This window comes from Streptomyces sp. CNS606 (assembly GCF_000426325.1).
In genome coordinates this window covers 774202-790293 of the sequence record NZ_KE384521.1, presented here as the reverse complement: position 1 = coordinate 790293, position 16092 = coordinate 774202, and the positions used below count along the sequence as shown (strand labels likewise).

Annotated in this window: 14 protein-coding genes; 6 read left to right on the top strand and 8 right to left on the bottom strand. The window is 72.8% G+C overall.

Features of this window, described 5'->3' with window-relative positions:
• Nucleotides 1-50: 50 nt before the first annotated feature.
• From K304_RS0124285 to K304_RS0124275, 3 genes are all read right to left on the bottom strand, one after another.
• On the bottom strand, nt 51-587 hold the full coding sequence (locus K304_RS0124285; RefSeq protein ID WP_027765832.1) for a hypothetical protein: 537 nt from the start codon (nt 585-587) through the stop codon (nt 51-53).
• A gap of 108 nt (nt 588-695) precedes the next feature.
• Complete coding sequence (locus tag K304_RS0124280; RefSeq protein WP_037791559.1) at nt 696-1268, bottom strand: GNAT family N-acetyltransferase; 573 nt, start codon at nt 1266-1268, stop codon at nt 696-698.
• A gap of 132 nt (nt 1269-1400) precedes the next feature.
• Nucleotides 1401-1922, bottom strand: coding sequence for a hypothetical protein (locus K304_RS0124275; protein WP_199779665.1), 522 nt, complete (start codon nt 1920-1922; stop codon nt 1401-1403).
• A 309-nt stretch (nt 1923-2231) separates the two neighbouring features.
• Here K304_RS0124275 and K304_RS0124270 point away from each other — a divergent pair, with 309 nt between their 5' ends.
• On the top strand, nt 2232-5543 hold the full coding sequence (locus K304_RS0124270) for a S8 family serine peptidase (RefSeq protein WP_027765829.1): 3312 nt from the start codon (nt 2232-2234) through the stop codon (nt 5541-5543).
• A gap of 94 nt (nt 5544-5637) precedes the next feature.
• Here the strand turns inward: K304_RS0124270 and K304_RS0124265 are convergent, their stop codons facing one another.
• Together K304_RS0124265 and K304_RS34235 are read right to left on the bottom strand one after the other, a co-directional pair.
• The gene (locus K304_RS0124265; RefSeq protein ID WP_051308776.1) at nt 5638-6588 is read right to left on the bottom strand and encodes a peptidoglycan-binding protein; all 951 of its coding nucleotides are present in this window, start codon (nt 6586-6588) and stop codon (nt 5638-5640) included.
• 169 nt (nt 6589-6757) lie between these two features.
• Nucleotides 6758-7231 carry a DUF6508 domain-containing protein gene (locus K304_RS34235; protein ID WP_158687419.1) on the bottom strand — a complete coding sequence of 158 codons (474 nt, stop codon included), beginning with the start codon at nt 7229-7231 and terminating at the stop codon, nt 6758-6760.
• Between the two features lie 60 nt (nt 7232-7291).
• Between K304_RS34235 and K304_RS0124255 the strand changes: the two genes are divergently transcribed.
• Nucleotides 7292-7861, top strand: a complete 570-nt coding sequence (locus K304_RS0124255; protein WP_027765826.1) for a flavoprotein — start codon at nt 7292-7294, stop codon at nt 7859-7861.
• Nucleotides 7862-7913: 52 nt separating this feature from the next.
• Here the strand turns inward: K304_RS0124255 and K304_RS31055 are convergent, their stop codons facing one another.
• The 3 genes from K304_RS31055 to K304_RS34230 form a co-directional block, all read right to left on the bottom strand.
• A complete protein-coding gene (locus tag K304_RS31055; RefSeq protein ID WP_051308775.1) occupies nt 7914-8117 on the bottom strand; it encodes a hypothetical protein in 204 nt (67 codons plus the stop codon).
• Between the two features lie 293 nt (nt 8118-8410).
• Entirely contained in the window at nt 8411-9280 is an 870-nt protein-coding gene (locus K304_RS0124245; RefSeq protein WP_027765825.1) for an AraC family transcriptional regulator, read from the bottom strand.
• Between the two features lie 147 nt (nt 9281-9427).
• Entirely contained in the window at nt 9428-9649 is a 222-nt protein-coding gene (locus K304_RS34230) for a hypothetical protein (RefSeq protein WP_486591790.1), read from the bottom strand.
• Between the two features lie 263 nt (nt 9650-9912).
• Here K304_RS34230 and K304_RS0124240 point away from each other — a divergent pair, with 263 nt between their 5' ends.
• From K304_RS0124240 to K304_RS0124225, 4 genes are all read left to right on the top strand, one after another.
• Entirely contained in the window at nt 9913-11064 is a 1152-nt protein-coding gene (locus K304_RS0124240; RefSeq protein WP_027765824.1) for an NAD(P)/FAD-dependent oxidoreductase, read from the top strand.
• Between the two features lie 64 nt (nt 11065-11128).
• Nucleotides 11129-14308: an amino acid adenylation domain-containing protein gene (locus tag K304_RS31050; protein WP_051308773.1), complete on the top strand. Its 3180-nt coding sequence runs from the start codon at nt 11129-11131 to the stop codon at nt 14306-14308.
• Nucleotides 14309-14362: 54 nt separating this feature from the next.
• On the top strand, nt 14363-15346 hold the full coding sequence (locus K304_RS0124230; protein WP_027765823.1) for an aldo/keto reductase: 984 nt from the start codon (nt 14363-14365) through the stop codon (nt 15344-15346).
• The gene (locus K304_RS0124225) at nt 15343-16077 is read left to right on the top strand and encodes a sulfotransferase-like domain-containing protein (RefSeq protein WP_158687418.1); all 735 of its coding nucleotides are present in this window, start codon (nt 15343-15345) and stop codon (nt 16075-16077) included. Before K304_RS0124230 ends, K304_RS0124225 begins: the two co-directional genes overlap by 4 nt.
• The last annotated feature ends 15 nt before the right edge of the window (nt 16078-16092 follow it).

Sequence of the window (16092 nt, the reverse complement as noted above, 5' to 3'; positions counted from 1 at the left end):
CGGCTCGTGCAGGGCGGAGCCCGGGTACAGGGTGGCCGGCAGGACATCGACTATTCGAGCAGGGCGTACACGGAGATGATCACTACGCCGAGCAGCATGTCCATGCTGCCTGCGCGGAAGGAGTACGGCCAGCTGCGGCCGGCGATGCGGGCTGCCGCGGTTCCCAGTGCCAGCAGGGCCGCGGTGTTGAACAGCAGGGCCACGTCGACGGCTGTGTTCTCCGGCCACCATCCGGCCAGCGCGGCGAGCAGGAACGCCACCGTCGGCAGGGCTGCGGCGACCAGAGGCCATTCGGCCAGGACCGACCGCAGTCGGCTGAGGGTGGCTGCCTCGTCGGCGGAGACACGCTGGGCGATGACGTGCGCGAACCCGTGGGCGGCTCCCGAGGCCAGGGCGCTGAGCAGGATCCACAGCGCGTCCGGGCCGGGGTCGGCCTTGTCGCCCGTCGCGTCCAGTGCGGCCACCATGGCGCTGGCCAGCACGAGTCCGTAGACGCCGCGGAACAGCCACCGCTCCGGCCGCTGATGCAGCAGGGTCCCCCCTGGTGCACCCGCTGCGCGGCGGACGTGCTCGGTACGGTCGGGCATCGCATCGCCTCGGTGCGGGGAGAGGACTGGGCCCGCACATGCTCGCCCCGCTCGACGTGTGGCACACGGCGCCACGCGGGAAGCCGTGCACGATGCGGACGAGAAAGCCTAAGGGCCGGCCGTCGGCGTGGCCGTCGGGTGCCATTCGCGGCGGAGGAGGCCGAAGACCCAGGAGTCCGAGACCTCGCCGTTCACGACGCAGTCCTCGCGGAGGGTGCCTTCGCGGACGAAGCCGAGCTTCTCCAGGACCCGGGCGGACGCCACGTTGCGGGTGTCGGTCTCGGCCTGAACGCGGTTCAGGTCCAGGGCGTCGAACGCCCACTGCAGGACGGCCCGGGCGGTCTCCGTGGCGTATCCGTGGCCCCACGCGGCCGCGTCGAAGAGGTAGCCCAGGGACGCGCTGCGGAAATCCGGGTTCCAGTCGAACAGGCCGCACCAGCCGATGAACGCGCCGTCGGAGGCGCGGTCGACGGCCACGCGCGCTCCCGTGCCTTCCTCCTCGATCGTCCGGCAGGTCGCGAGGAAGCGCTGGGCGCGGGCCGGTTCGGTCCACGGCGGGGAGTCCCAGTAACGCAGCACGCGGGCGTTGCTGTGCAGCGCGTAGAGCGGCGCCGCGTCGGCGTCGGTGAACGGCCGCAGCAGCAGCCGGGAGGTGTGCAGCTTCGGGGTGGGCAACGTCATGCGGAGCATCCTGCCGCGTCACGCGCGCCCGCGACCATCCGTTTATCCGGACGAGGCCGGGCACACGGAAGCCGGCAGCCTCACTGTCCGTTCGCCCTCCGTCAAGCACCGGTGGAACCGGTCGCGACGGCATCAGTCGTCAGCTGCGACGAGGAGGGTGAGCCTGACTGCCGGGCGGTCGATGAGGACGAGTTCGTGGTAGTCGATGTGAAGGGGGCCGTAGTCGTGGTGGGCGTCCTCCGGAAGCTGTCCCAGCAGGTATCTGCTGGTCGCCTTGCGGATCGGGGCGTAGATCTCCTGACCCAGGCGTGCGCCGAGTGATTGCGGGACGGCGCCGTGCTGGTTGGCCCAGGAGTGGAGGGTGTCGACGGCCGCGGCGGCATCGACGGTCTCGTAGGAGTCAGGGGTGATGCGGTCGAGCCACCACTGACCGTGCCGTGGCCAGTCCTGGACTCCGGCTCCGTCGTAGGTGTCCCGGAACTGTGGATGCGCGATCAATGCAGCCAGCACGTCTCGGTCGTCCCAGGTCTCGGACGACAGCTGGAAACGCTTGACGTTGATCCAGCGGAAGCCGTGCGAGCCCTCGCCGAAGTCGAAGTGTCGGAAATTGATGAAGGGGCTGTCCAGGTGGACGACGGCGGAGGCAGGTTGCATGGAGGTCATCGTAAATCTCGCCGGTATACGCCTTTTCCGGCGACCGCCGGCCTGACCTGCGGTTATTCCTGCCGGTGTTCGTACCCGACACCGGGCGCGCACCAGCGGAAGGTCCCGGCTTCGTAGTGGGCGCCGAGGTGGGCCCACCAGCGAATGACCCGGTGTCGACTGGGCGTTGAGCGCCCAGCACCGGGTTACGACCCCATTACGGTATGGGCACCTTCTTCCCCCACATATGTTCCATGGGCGAAAGTGCGAGCGATCCGGCTCCGGTTCGCCGGACAGGGAAGTTCTGAACTGAGGATGCCTATGCCTTCCTTCTGGATACCCGCGCCCGCCTCTCCGGGGGTGAGACGCACGGCGCGTCTGGCTCTCGCAGCCGGGCTGGTGGTGGCCATCGCCGCGACCAGCCCGGCTGCCGTCGTCGCAGCGGACGGTGATCCCGTCCCCGCTACTCCGGCCAAGTCGGCCGACGACAAGCTCGGTTCGCAGGATGCCGAGCTCCTGGCCGAAGCCGTGGCCGAGGGCGACAAGAACGTCACCATGATGCTCGCCACCCGGCCTGGTGCCACCGAGAAGGTCGCCGGCCAGCTGGACTCCGTCAAGGGCGGCTCCGTGGGCCGCGTCGACGACAAGCTCGGGTACGTCCGTGCCACCGTGCCCACCGGCCGGGCGGAGGGCGCGATCGACCGGGCGAAGAAGCTGTCGGACGTCGTGGGAATCGACCTGCTCCAGGAGATCCCGCTGCCCGATCCGGCACCGGAGGCCGACCGCGCCAAGGGCGCGAACAACGGCAAGCGCGGTTCCCAGCCCGGCCCGGACGAGGACACCCCCGCCGACAACCCGTACCAGCCCGCCGCCGAGACCGGCGCCGTCGACTTCGTCGAGGACCACCCCAAGGCGGACGGACGCGGCGTCACCATCGGCGTTCTCGACTCGGGCGTCGACCTCGGCCACCCGGCGCTGCAGAAGACGACCACGGGCGAGCGGAAGATCGTCGACTGGGTGACCGCGACCGACCCGATCATCGACGGTGACGGCACCTGGCGCCCGATGGTCACCTCGGTCTCCGGCCCGACGTTCGAGTACGCGGACCGCACGTGGTCCGCGCCCGCCGGGTCGTACCAGATCAGCCGCTTCTCGGAGTCGGTGACCACCGGCGGCGACATGGCCGGCGACCTGAACCGGGACGGTGACACCACCGACCGCTGGGGCGTGCTGTACGAGCCCGCGACCGGCACGGTGCGCGTCGACCTCGACGACGACGGGAACTTCGGCGACCAGAAGGCGATGAAGCCGTACAAGGACGGCTTCCAGATCGGCTGGTTCGGCGAGGACGACCCGAACACGGAGATCGCCGAGCGCATCCCGTTCGTCGTGGAGATCCGCAAGGACGTCCCGATGGACCCCTACGGGGGCGACTGGGTCGGCAAGAAGGCCGACTTCGTCAACATCGGCGTCGTGGAGTCCGCGCACGGCACCCACGTCGCCGGTATCACGGCGGCCAACGGCCTGTTCGACGGCGAGATGGACGGCGCGGCCCCCGGCGCGAAGATCGTCTCCTCGCGCGCCTGCTCGTGGAGTGGCGGCTGCACGAGCGTCGCACTGACCGAGGGCATGATCGATCTGGTCACCGAGCGCGGCGTCGACATCGTGAACATGTCGATCGGCGGTCTGCCCGCGCTGAACGACGGCAACAACGCACGCGCCGAGCTGTACACCCGGCTCATCGACACCTACGACGTGCAGCTGGTGATCTCCGCGGGGAACAGCGGTCCGGGCGCCAACACCATCGGCGACCCCTCGCTCGCGGACAAGGTGCTCAGCGTCGGTGCGTCGGTCTCGAAGGAGACGTGGGCCGCCAACTACGGCTCCAGGGTGAAGACGAAGTACGACATGATGCCCTTCTCCTCCCGCGGTCCGCGTGAGGACGGTGGCTTCACCCCGGTCATCGCCGCTCCGGGCGCCTCCGTGAACACCGTGCCGAGCTGGCAGCCCGGCCAGCCGGTCCCCGAGGCGGGCTACGACCTGCCGCCCGGCTACGGCATGTTCCAGGGCACGTCGATGGCCTCCCCGCAGGCGGCGGGCGCCTCGGCGCTGCTGATCTCGGCGGCGAAGCGGCGCGGCATGGAGCTGAGCCCCCTCAGCCTGCGTACCGCTCTCACCAGCACGGCCGACACCATCAAGGGCCGGCAGGCGTACGAGCAGGGTGCGGGCCTCATCGACGTCGAGGACGCCTGGAAGTCCATCAGGCGCGGCGCCACGGCTCACGCGTACACGGTGAAGGCGCCGGTGGACACGGCGCTGTCCGGCTTCCTGAAGGAGCCGGGCTTCGGCAGCGGACTCTACGACCGCGAGGGCGGTCTCGCCGTCGGCGAACGCCGCACCTACACCGTCGACATCACCCGCACCAGCGGTCCCGTCCGGCCGGTGGAACACGAGATCGACCTGAGCAACGACGACGGCACCTTCCGGCTGGTCGGCGACGACGAGATCGCACTGCCGCTGAACGAGCCGGTGTCCGTGAAGCTCCGCGCGAAGGCGAAGCGGGCGGGTATCCACAGCGCCGCCCTCACTCTGGACGACGAGCGCACCGAGGGCGTCGACAAGCACATCCTCGCGACCGTCGTCGCGGCGGAGGACCAGGTCACCCCGGCCTACGCCGTGCAGGAGCGCGGGTCGGTGCAGCGCAACGGCACGAAGTCGTACTTCGTGACCGTGCCCGAGGGCGCGAAGACGCTCGAGGTCGCGATGAGCGGTCTGCGGAAGAACAGCCAGACCCGTTGGGTCGCGATCAACCCCTACGGTCTCCCGGCCGATCCGACGTCGACGGTCTTCTGCTACAACAACTACGACAATCCGGACAACGCGTGCCGTCCCGACCTGCGCTCCTACGAGGAACCGCTGCCGGGCGTCTGGGAGTTCGAGGTCGAGGCACGGCGCACCTCGCCGCGGCTGAACAACCCGTTCACCCTGACCGCGACGGCGCTGGGCACCACCTTCGACCCCGCGGTGCAGACGCTTCCCGAGGCCGAGGTGGGGACCCCTGCTCCGGTCGAGTGGGAGGTCACGAACGAGTTCGGGGCCGTCGACGGCTCGCTGCGGGGCGGCGAGCTGGGGTCCGCCCGGCAGGAGCGTCCCACCATCTCCGACGGCGAGTCCCAGGAGAGGACTCTCGTCATCGGCGAGGGCGTCTCGCGCGTGGACGTCGTGATCGGTTCCACCTCCGACACCGGCGCCGACCTGGACCTGAGCGTCTCCCTCGACGGTGAGGTCGTCGGTTCGGACGCCGACGGCGACTCGGAGGAGTCGGTGACGCTGCTGAGTCCGGAGGCGGGCACGTACACGATCACCGTGGACGGATACGCCGTGCCGGCCGGCAGCACCGCGTTCGACTACCGCGACGTCTACTTCTCCTCCGCACTCGGCGAGGTGAAGGTCGACGAGAACCGGACCGTCGCCCTCGGCAACGGCGAGTCCGCCACCGTCGACGCGGAGGTCGTGGTGGCCGGCGAGGCACCCGAGGGCCGCACGTTCTTCGGTGAGGTGCAGCTGGTCAACGCGCGTGGCACCACGACGGGCGCGGGCAGCGTGCAGATCGAGGAGGTCGTCGTCCCGTAGCCCTTCCGGCTGCCGGGAACGGCTGACACCAAAGGGGGTGGGTGGACGCGCAGGACGCGCGTCCACCCACCCCCTTTCCGTGAGCTCGTGCGGATCAGGCGGTGCAGCCGGAGGTGGGGAGGGTGTAGAGCCCCGGCGGGGTGTGGCCGTCGTAGATGGCGGTGAGGTAGGTCTGCGGGCAGCGGGCGACGCCGTCCGCGGTGCGGATCTCGACGTGCAGGTGCGGGGCGCCCGAGTTGCCGGTGTCGCCGGTGGTGCCGAGCCGGGCCCCGGCGGAGACCTGGGCGCCGTCGCCGACGGAGCGGGCGGAGAGGTGGCAGTAGACGAAGCGGGAGCCGTCGGACTGGAGGAGGCGGATGCCGATGCCGCAGGACGAGGAGTCGTAGTGGTCGACGACGCCGCCGCGGATCGCGTACGTCGGGACGTAGTTCACGATCAGGTCGACGGCCGGGTTGCCGTTCCAGTGCGAGGCGGCGTAGTCGGCGCGGCCGGCGGCGCTGCGGTCGAGCGGGAGGGCGTAGCCGGACGGGTTGCCCCCGCCGTCGCCGCCGCCGATGAGGCTCTGCCAGGTCTGCGGGCCGACGAGGCCGTCGGCGGCGAGGCCGTGGGCGCTCTGGTACGCGCGGACGGCGGCGTCGGTGGCCGGGCCGAACTGGCCGTCCACGGCGATGCCGTGGCCGTACGCGTTGAGCTGGGTCTGGGCGGCGCGCACCGCGTCGCCGGTGGCGCCCTGCCGCACGGAGACGATCAGGTGCGGCCAGGTCTGTGAGCCGATCACGCCGTCGGCGGTGAGCCCGCGCGCGTTCTGGAAGCCGACGACGGCCGACCGGGTGTTGGGGCCGAACTGGCCGTCGGCGGCGATGCCGTGGCCGTGGTGGCGCAGCAGGTACTGCGCGGTCCTGGTGTCCGTGCCGGAAGCGCCCTGGCTGACGGACGGCCAGGCCGGGAGGGCGTCGGCGCGGGTGGCGGGCAGCAGGGCGAGGAGGAACGCGGTCAGCACGGTGAGCACGGTGGCGCCGAGGGGGACGGATCTGCCGGATCGCATGCGAAGGGGCCCTTCTCGTTGGGGGGTTGACGAGTGCCGCAGCAGGCTAGGGGGCGGCCGCCGGACTCACCAGGGTCCGGCGGCGCCCCCGTGCGGGAGGCGGCGAAGGCGTGACACTTGCCACGACCCGGACGGCGGGCCGCCGCACCCGCGGCTGCGTGCGGGTCGCCTACCCGGACCGGCGGGCGTCGTACCAGGCAGCCAGGGAGGTGAGGACGGCCTGGAGGGTGCCGCGTTCGACGGCCTGCCCGATGGTGCCGTCGCAGAAGCGTTCGCCGCGGATGATCGTGGTGGCGAGGCGGACGGCGTCGGCGGCGCCGGGTGGCGTGCCGTCGTCGGGGAGGGCCGGAGGACGTCGCTGCATCCAGGAGTAGGCCGGGGTGACGGCGCCGACGTCGGAGAGGGCCCGGCAGGCGCGTTGCACGCGGGCGCTGTACTCGGGGTAGCCGACGGTCACGACGCCGTCGGAGCCGCGGGTGCTCTGCACCCAGCAGGTGTCGCCGTCCGCCTGCGGCTGGGCGGCGAAGTCCCGGGCGGTGGCGGTGAGGAGACGCCACGCGTCGTCGTGGGAGGGGTCGAGGCGTAACTGGGCGAGCAGCATTCTGTCGTCCGTGTCACCGGGTACGTGCGGAGAGTCACTCATAGTTCGTCAGCTTTTCATGACGGTTCTCGGCGCGCTGCTCGGGTGTGGTGGGGTGGGCCGATGGACGCGAAGGTGCTGTATCTGCTGGGGTGTGCGGCTCCGCCCGTGCTGGGTGTGGCGGACGTGGTGCGGGAGGCGCAGTGCGCCGGGTGGGACGTGTGCCTCGGGCTGACGCCGACGGCGCGGGACTGGCTGGCGGACGAGGTCGACGACTTGGCCGAACTGACGGGGCGTCCGGTGCGCAGCGCGCTGCGCCGCCCGGGCGAGACGGCGCTGTGGCCGGACGCGGACGTGGCCGTGGTGGCGCCGGCGACGCTGAACGGCGTCAACACCTACGCGCTCGGCCTCACCCCGGACTTCGTGGCCGCGTACGTCGCCGAGGCGGTCGGCAAGCGGTGGCCGCTGGCCGTGCTGCCGTGCGTCAACGCGGCGTACGCGACGCACCCGCAGTTCGGCCGCAGCGTCGAGACCCTGCGCGGGGCGGGCGTGCGCATGCTCTACGGCGGGGCGGACGGCTTCGTGCCGAAGGCTCCCGGCGAGGCGCGTCCGCAGGAGTATCCGTGGCACCTGGCGCTGGCGGCGGCGCGCGAGATGGCCGGGCCCGCCGGCCGGCCGACCGACGGGGAGTGACCGACGGCGTCCGACCGAACGCCGGACGCCGGCCGCCGGTCCCGACGGTCGGTCAGGCGCTCCAGGGCCCGTCCGGTGCGAGGGCGCGGAGGACGTCCACGAGGCCGGGTGGCTCGACGGGACCGGGCAGGGAGCCCAGGTCCCGCCACGGCACCCGGGCGTGCCCCTGGAGGCTCGCCCGTTCGTCCGGGAGCAGGCCGGTCCGGTCGAGCGGCGGCTGCCGGGTGGCGTAGCGGGCGAGGAAGAAGTCCTCCACGCCGACGTGATGCCGGCCGTTCCAGTGGCAAGCCGACGGGTTCGCGGGTTCTCGGAGTGGAATCGCGGGGAACCGGGGGGGACTTGGCCCGTTGGCAGAGTGACCGACGGATTCGTGACGCAGATCGGGCAACCGACGGGATTCGTTGACCAGCCCGATTGGGGCTTACGCCGGGTTGGAATCCCGCGCAGGTGCCCTCCGTTCCGCCATGGGTACCGGCGTGATCGCAGCCAGCACCGGTGGGAACCGGCGCTCCGCCGATGGAGCGCCGGGCCCGATGGCGATCCCCTGTGTCAGGCCGGCTCGACCGGGAGCCACAGCTCGCACGTGGCGGTGCTGAAGTCCTGGGTGCGATCCAGGGTCGCAACAATCGAGGGGCCGGGGCGCAGGCGCCACGGGTTGGAGGGGAACCACTCGGTGGCGGTCGCGGCCCAGGCTGCCTGCAGGGCCTGCGGGTGGGGGCCGTCGGTGCGGAAGACCGCCCACTTGCCCGCGGGTAGCTCGATGGCATGGAGGTCCTCGGGGGCTGGGGTGCTCTGGTGGACGGCCACGCCGTGCAGATAGGTCAGCTCGCTTCCTTCCGTGGCATCTGGCTCCAGACCGTCGCTGATTTGGAGCAGGCCGGCAGGTTCGGTCTCGCTGAGGGACTTGAGCCGGGCGTGCTCGGTGGGCGGCAAGGCGGCGATGTGCTCCTGAATGTGCGGGTTGACGCCTTCGTGGATGAGCGGGACGCGGGCCGCGTGTCCGATCAGGCGGAACGCGGGGTGGTCGACGAGGCGGGTGTCCATGGGGATGCTCCCTTCGACGGTCAGGTGGAACCTGAGCGTGGGCTGGGTACGCAAGGGGCCTCCGTCTCGGCGTACGTCGCTGAGGGTGGCGCCGTGGACGGCGCGGAACGCGCGGCCGAACGCCTCGGTCGATCCGTAGCCGTGCCGGACGGCGATGGTCAGCAGATCGTCCTCGCATCGCACGACGTCACCGGCGGCGACGGTCATGCGCCGCCGGCGCACGTATTCCGACAGCGGCATGCCCGCCAGCGAGGAAAACATCCGGCGCAGGTGGTACTCGGTTGTGCCGAGCTCTGCTGCCAGTTCGTGGATGTCGAACTCCTCGGCGAGCTGATCCTCCACGAGGTCGGTCAGCCGGTTGAGTGCCGAGATCATGTGGCCTCCTTTCCTTGTCAACCCTGCCGTGCACCGGCCCGTCCCCGCCCGACTACAGCGAACCGATCCGATCAGGCGCAGTGACGACCAACGCGCGGCAACCGCCGGCCGGCCCACCGGTGACCGGGGCATCGCGCGCCCGGCGCGTCATGGCCAAGGACGGCGCGGCACCGGAAGGTACGGCTGCCCGCCAGTTGCGAGGCGACGGTGTCGTGGCACCGATGGGCCCCGGTCGCCGGGCTCGACGCCTCCGCCGGGCGGCTCCCGGAGCAGGCGGCCGTCGTACGGGTCGCACTTGCGCAGCAGGAGCAGGTCGTCGGCCGCGTCCAGGCAGAGGACCCGCGCGGCGGGCCGGTGCGTCGTCTCCACGCCCGGAGACCAACCGGCGGGGCGGCGTCGCACCCGGGAGGGCCGAGCGCGCCGGGCAGGTCGGGGAGAGCCGGTCAGCACAGCACACGGAAGGGCCCGGGCGCGGGCCCTTCCGGGAGCGTCCGGTAGAAACCCGGGACTCGCGTGCGAGATCTATGCCACACCCGAACATCTCTCCTACACTCCCCGCTCAATTGACAGGCTCAATTGACAGGCACCCAGGTGGAGTTGGCCTGGGCGACGGGTGGAACCGGGTGGCCGGCGTGAGTGACAGCAGCGACTTCCTGGTCGTCGGGGGCGGCATCGCCGGGGCGGCGGCCGCCTATTTCCTGAGCGCCTCCGGGCGGGTCACCCTACTGGAGGCCGAAGCCTCGGTTGGCATGCACGCAACAGGACGCTCGGCGGCGCTGTACTCCGAGTACTTCGGCGGCCCGGCGGTCCGCACCCTGACCACGGCCTCCCGCGCGTTCTACGCCTCCCACGGCACGGACACCACGCCGCTGCTGCGCCCCCGCGGGGTCCTCGCGCTCGGATCGCCGGACACGGCCGACGCGTTCGCACAGGCCCACGCGGCGGGCGCACTGGCCGAACGCCCGGTGGTGGAACTGACACCCGACGAGGCGCAGCGGCTCTGCCCGGTCCTGCGGCGGGACGCGTTCGACCGGGTGCTGTACAAGCCCGGTGCCTGCGACATCGACGTGGACGCCACCCATCAGCTCTTCCTGCGCGGCCTGCGGGCGGGCGGCGGCCGCGTCGTGACGCGGGCGCCCGTACGCAAGTCGACCCGCGTCGGCGGGCTCTGGCAGGTGCGCACCGGCGGGCCGCACGAGGCCGTGTACGCCGCTCCCGTCCTGGTGAACGCGGCCGGGGCCTGGGCGGACCGGGTCGCGCAGACGGCGGGCGTGGCGCCAGCGGGCCTGCGCAGCACCCGTCGCACGGCCGCGCTGGTGACGCTCCCCGATCCGCCCGGCGATACCGGGCCGTCCGCCTGGCCGATGGTCACCGACGTCGCCGACACCTTCTACGCCAAGCCCGAGGCGGGCGGCCTGCTGCTCTCGCCGTGCGACAGCACCCCCGTACCGGACCCGGCGCGGCGGGTGCGCGCCGACGACCTGGACGTGGCCGTCGCCGTCGAACGTTTCCACGCCGCCGTGGACCTGCGCATCCGCGGGGTCGGCCACGCCTGGGCCGGACTGCGGACGTCCGTCGCCGACGACACGCCCGTGATCGGCGAGGACCCCGCCGCACCCGGGTTCTTCTGGCTCGCGGGACTCGGCGGCTACGGCATCCAGACCGCCCCGGCCGTCGGCGCCCTGCTCGCCGCGCTGGCCGCCGGACACGCCCCGCCGGCCGCGACGGCTCCGCTGACTCCCGCACTCGCGCCCGGCCGGTCCCTGGCGGCGCCCGTCCGCTGACCGTCCGCGCCACCGCAGCAGCACACACGCCCCTCGGTTCCCCCTCTGGCAAGAGAGATGACGGATGGACGCCACCCACACCGCTCCCCGCGTCGCGGGCCGCCACGTCGACCACGGACCGTACGCGTCCGTCGTCACCCTGATCGAGGACCAGGCCCGGCGCACGCCCGAGCGGCGCGCCGTCACGCACCTCGGCCCGGTGACCCGCAGCCTGACCTACCGGAGCTTCGACGAACTGGCCAACGGGCTCGCCGCCGAACTCCGTGCAGCGGGAGTGCGCCGCGGCGACGCGGTGCCCGTCGTGCTCGGCAACAGCCTCGAACTGCCCGTCTGCATGGTCGCGGTGATGAAGCTGGGTGCCGCGTTCCTGCTCTGCGACCCGGCGTGGCCGGAGGAACGGCTGCGGACGATCTTCACCGCCCTCGAACCGCGCACGGTGCTCACCGCCGGGCCCGAGTCCTGCGGCGGACGCGACGCCCGGCCGGTGTCGGTGGACGCCGTCCGGCACACGCCGCGCCGCCCGGAGGTCCCGCTGCCGGCCGACCTGCCCGCCTACGGGGTGTTCACCTCCGGCTCGACGGGCACCCCGAAGTGCGCGCTGAACGTGCACGGCGGGCTCGCGAACCGCTTCCGCTTCATGTCCGCCTACTTCTCGGCGACCGGCGAGGAGGTGGTGCTGCAGAACAGCCGCCACACGTTCGACTCGGCGATCTGGCAGCTGCTGTGGCCGCTGACGACCGGCGGCCGCACCGCCATCCCGGACCAGGGCGAGTTCCTGGACCTGGAGCACATCGTGCAGGCCGTCGGCTCCGAGCAGGTCACCGTCACCGACTTCGTCCCGGCGACGCTCGGCATGCTGGTCGCCCTCCTCGACGCCGATCCCGCGCAGCTGCGGCGCGTCGCGTCGCTGCGGCACCTGGTGGTGGGCGGCGAGGAGATCATCCCGCACGCCGTGCACCGCCTGCGCGCCCTGCTCCCCGGGCTGGAGATCACCAACGGCTACGGCCCCTCGGAGGCGTCCATCGGCATGGTCTTCCACCGGGTGACCGACGCCGACGGCGACCGCATCCCGCTCGGCACGCCGATCGACAACTGCTACGCCGCCGTGGTCGACGAGGACCTCCGCCCGGTCCCGGCCGGCGCCGTCGGCGAGATCGTCATCGGCGGCGCCTGCCTCGGCGCCGGCTACCTGGGCGACCCGGCCCGCACCGCCGAGGCGTTCGTACGCAACCCCCTGGAGGACGTGCCCGGGCCGCGGCTGTACCGGACCGGCGACCTCGGCCGGTTCACCGGCGACGGGCTGCTCCGCTTCTCCGGTCGCCGCGACCGGCAGGCCAAGGTGGCCGGCGTCCGCGTCGAGCTGGGCGAGGTCGAGACCTGCGCCGAGGGCTGCCCCGGCGTCATCCAGGCCAAGGCCCTGGTCCTGCGCCGCGACGGCCGCACCCGGCTCGCCGTGGCCGTCGCCGGCGAGGACGGCACGACCACGGACGCGCTGCGTGCGCACCTCGTCGCCTCGCTCCCCCGCATCCACGTGCCGCACCACTGCCTGGTGCTGCAGACGCTGCCGCTGACCGACAACGGCAAGGTGGACCTCGCGGCGCTGCGGACACTGGTGGAGGAGAAGCTGGACGACGGCCCCGGCGCCCTCCCGGCGGTACGGGACGTGGACCTGGCGGAAGGTGCGGACGGGCCGCCCGCCGAGCGGATCGCCCACCTGATGGGCCGGGCCCTGGACCTTCCCGGCTTCGGCGTGCACGAGGACTTCGTGGCCCGCGGCGGCGACTCGCTGGCCGCACTCGGGGTGGTGATGCGGATCCGCGAACTCCTCGCGCTCCAGGCCGGCGTGGCCGACCTGTACGCCCACCGGACCCCGCAGGCGCTGGCCGATGCGCTCGCCGAACGTGCCCGCGCGGTGGCCGGGCCGGGAGCCGACGACCACGCCCTGATGGAACGGGACGCGGTGCTGCCGCCCGGCCTCGCCGACGCCGCGGCACGCACGGCGGCGGCCGCGCCCACCGCGCCCGCGTCCCCCACCGGGCCCGGAACGGTGCTGGTCACCGGCGCCTGCGGGTTCGTCGGCTCCCGCGCCGTGCACCGCCTGCTGAGCGCCACCGACGCCCGCGCGCTGGCCGTCGTACGCGCCCCCGACGACGCCGCCGCCCGGCACCGGCTGATCCGGACGCTGCGCGAACTCGACCTCTGGGACGAGGAGTTCGCGCACCGTCTGCAGGTACGGGCGGGCGACCTGGGTGAGCCGCGCTTCGGCTGGCGCACCGCGGAATGGGAGGCACACGCCGCGGAGTGCGCCACCGTGCTGCACGTCGGAGCCCTGGTGAACTTCCTCTTCGACTACCGCGCGCACCGCCCCGCCAACGTCCTGGGCACGGTGGAGGCGCTGCGGTTCGCCCTCACCGGACGCCGCAAGACCTTCCACCACGTCTCCACGCTCGGCGTCCTCGACCGGCACGCGGCCCGGCAGGACGCCCCGCTGCCCGAGGACTTCGACCCGGCGGCGGCCCTGCGCCCGGCCGGCGGCTACAGCCGGTCCAAGTGGGTGGCCGAACACCTGGTGCTGGCCGCGCGTGCGGCAGGACTGCCGGCCCGCGTGTACCGGCTGGGCGAGGTGATGCCGGCCGCGGACAACGGCGCGCCCAACGCCAAGGCGCTCACCCATCTGCTGCTGGCCGCGTTCCGCCGCCTCGGGCTGCGGCCCGGGGTGCCCATGCGCTCCGACTACTCACCGGTGGACGAGGTCGCCGCGACCCTGATCGCCGCGCTCGGCGAGGACCCCGGCACCGGCCCGGGCGCGCTGCACGTCCTCCGGCGCGAGAGCCTGGACTTCGCCGGGCTGCCGGTGGCGGAGGGGGCGCCCGCCCGCAGCGTGCCGCCCGGCGCGTTCCTCGCCGCGGTCGCCGAGGCGGCGGCGGACGACGAGGACGAACCCGGCTCCCCCCTCCCGCTCCTGCACGGCATCCTCACAGCCCGGCGCCACCTCGCCGGCGAGGACACCACACGTCCCCCGACGGACGCGGAGGCGGAACGACTGCTGACCGGCCTTCTGGTGGACAACCCCGCGCTGTTCACCACCGACGCCGCCGACGCCCTCGCGGCCCGGCACGGCTTGCGCGACGATGCCACCCGGAACGGCGCCGGCGGCGCCCGTGACCTCCGTGCGCAGCCGCAGGCTGCGGCGGTCGCGGCCTACGTGCGCACCCTCACCGAACTCCCTTCCCTCCACTCCTGAAACACCGGCCTCCGGAAGCTCCGGAGGCCACACCACCGCTCGAAAGGAACGACCGTGCGACAGAGGACGATGGGCCGGCTCGGCTGGCAGGTCAGCGAGATCGGCTACGGCATGTGGGGCATCGGCGGCGGCCCCGGCGGCTTCACCGGCTGGGACTACGACACCGCGCCCGCCTGCCTGGACCAGGCCGTGGAACAGGGCTGCACGTTCTTCGACACCGCCTGGGTCTACGGCCGCGGCGTCAGCGAGCGGATGCTCGGCGACCTGCTGCGCCGCCACCCCGGCGAGCGGCTGCGCGTCGCCACCAAGGTGCCGCCGCTCAACCGCGAGTGGCCGCCGCGCCCCGGGGACACGCTGGACGACGTCTTCCCGCCCGGCCACATCCGCGAGTACGTCCACAAGAGCCTGGAGAACCTGGGCGTCGAGCGCATCGACCTGCTCCAGTTCCACGTGTGGGAGGACCGCTGGGCCGACGACGAGCGCTGGCAGCGCGTCGTGTCCGAACTCAAGGCCGACGGCCTGATCGACGGCTTCGGGATCAGCGTCAACCGCTGGGAGCCGGCCAACGTCCTGCGCGCGATCGACACCGGTCTGGTCGACGTCGTGCAGGTCATCTACAACCTCTTCGACCAGGCCCCCGAGGACGAACTGCTCGCCCGGGCGCAGCGCGACGACGTCGGCATCATCGCCCGTGTTCCCTTCGACGAGGGCGGCCTCACCGGAAGGCTCTCCCGCGACACCGTCTTCCCCGAGGACGACTGGCGCGCGGTCTACTTCGGCCCGGAGAACCTCGGCCCGACCGTGGACCGTGCGGAGGCGCTGGCCAAGCTGCTGCCCGAGGGCATGAGTCTGCCGGAGCTGTCGCTGCGCTTCATCCTCGACCACCCGGCCGTCTCCACCGTCATCCCCGGCATGCGCCGCTCCGCGCACGTCACCGCCAACCTCGGCGTCTCGGACGGGCGTCCGCTCGACCCGGCGCTGCGGGAGGAACTGCGCGCGCACCGCTGGGACCGGCAGCCGACCGCGTGGTCGATGTGACCGTCATCGCTCTCTGGGCGCACCCGCGTGCCGTGTCCACCGCGTTCGTCCGGATGATGATGGAACGCGGCGACGTCACGGTCGTCCACGAGCCGATGGTCCTGCTCACCGACCACGGCGAGACGCGGCTGCCCGCGCCGCCCGGCGGCGCGGGCCCGACGACCGTGCGCGCGCCCGGCGAGCTGTACCGGCAGCTGGCCGAACTCGGCGCGCACGGGCCGGTGTTCTTCAAGGACACCCTGGAGTACCGGTACGCCCACCTCTTCGACCACCCCGAGGACGTGGCCGCCTTCCGGCACACCTTCATCGTCCGCGAACCCGCCCGCACCATCGCCTCGCACCACGCCGTCAAGCCCTCGCTGGCCTGCGCGGAGATCGGCTACGAACACCAGTGGCGGCTCTTCGCCCACCTGTGGAAGACGACCGGCGAACGCCCCCTGGTGTTCACCGCCGAGTCGCTGCTCGCCGACCCGCCGGCGGTCGTACGGGCGTACTGCGCGCACGTCGGGCTGCCGTTCCGGCCCGAGGCGATGCACTGGCAGCCCGGCGAACGCCCCGAGTGGGAACAGAACCGCCGCTGGCACCTCGACGCCATCGCCAGCTCCGGCTTCCGCGCCCCGGACAAGGAGTTCGCGGCCTCCGTGCACGACGACCCGCGGCTGCGCGCCTTCCACGCCCACCACCTGCCCTACTACGAGCGGCTCGTCGAGCACGCCCTGACCACCATCTGAGACGACCGTGAGGAC

Coding starts and splice junctions, on each gene's coding strand:
- K304_RS0124280 (WP_037791559.1), bottom strand. CDS start 1,268: ATGACGTTGCCCACCCCGAAGCTGCACACCTCCCGGCTGCTGCTGCGG.
- K304_RS31050 (WP_051308773.1), top strand. CDS start 11,129: ATGGACGCCACCCACACCGCTCCCCGCGTCGCGGGCCGCCACGTCGAC.
- K304_RS0124255 (WP_027765826.1), top strand. CDS start 7,292: ATGGACGCGAAGGTGCTGTATCTGCTGGGGTGTGCGGCTCCGCCCGTG.
- K304_RS0124270 (WP_027765829.1), top strand. CDS start 2,232: ATGCCTTCCTTCTGGATACCCGCGCCCGCCTCTCCGGGGGTGAGACGC.
- K304_RS34235 (WP_158687419.1), bottom strand. CDS start 7,231: ATGAGTGACTCTCCGCACGTACCCGGTGACACGGACGACAGAATGCTG.
- K304_RS0124245 (WP_027765825.1), bottom strand. CDS start 9,280: ATGATCTCGGCACTCAACCGGCTGACCGACCTCGTGGAGGATCAGCTC.
- K304_RS0124275 (WP_199779665.1), bottom strand. CDS start 1,922: ATGCAACCTGCCTCCGCCGTCGTCCACCTGGACAGCCCCTTCATCAAT.
- K304_RS0124265 (WP_051308776.1), bottom strand. CDS start 6,588: ATGCGATCCGGCAGATCCGTCCCCCTCGGCGCCACCGTGCTCACCGTG.
- K304_RS0124285 (WP_027765832.1), bottom strand. CDS start 587: ATGCCCGACCGTACCGAGCACGTCCGCCGCGCAGCGGGTGCACCAGGG.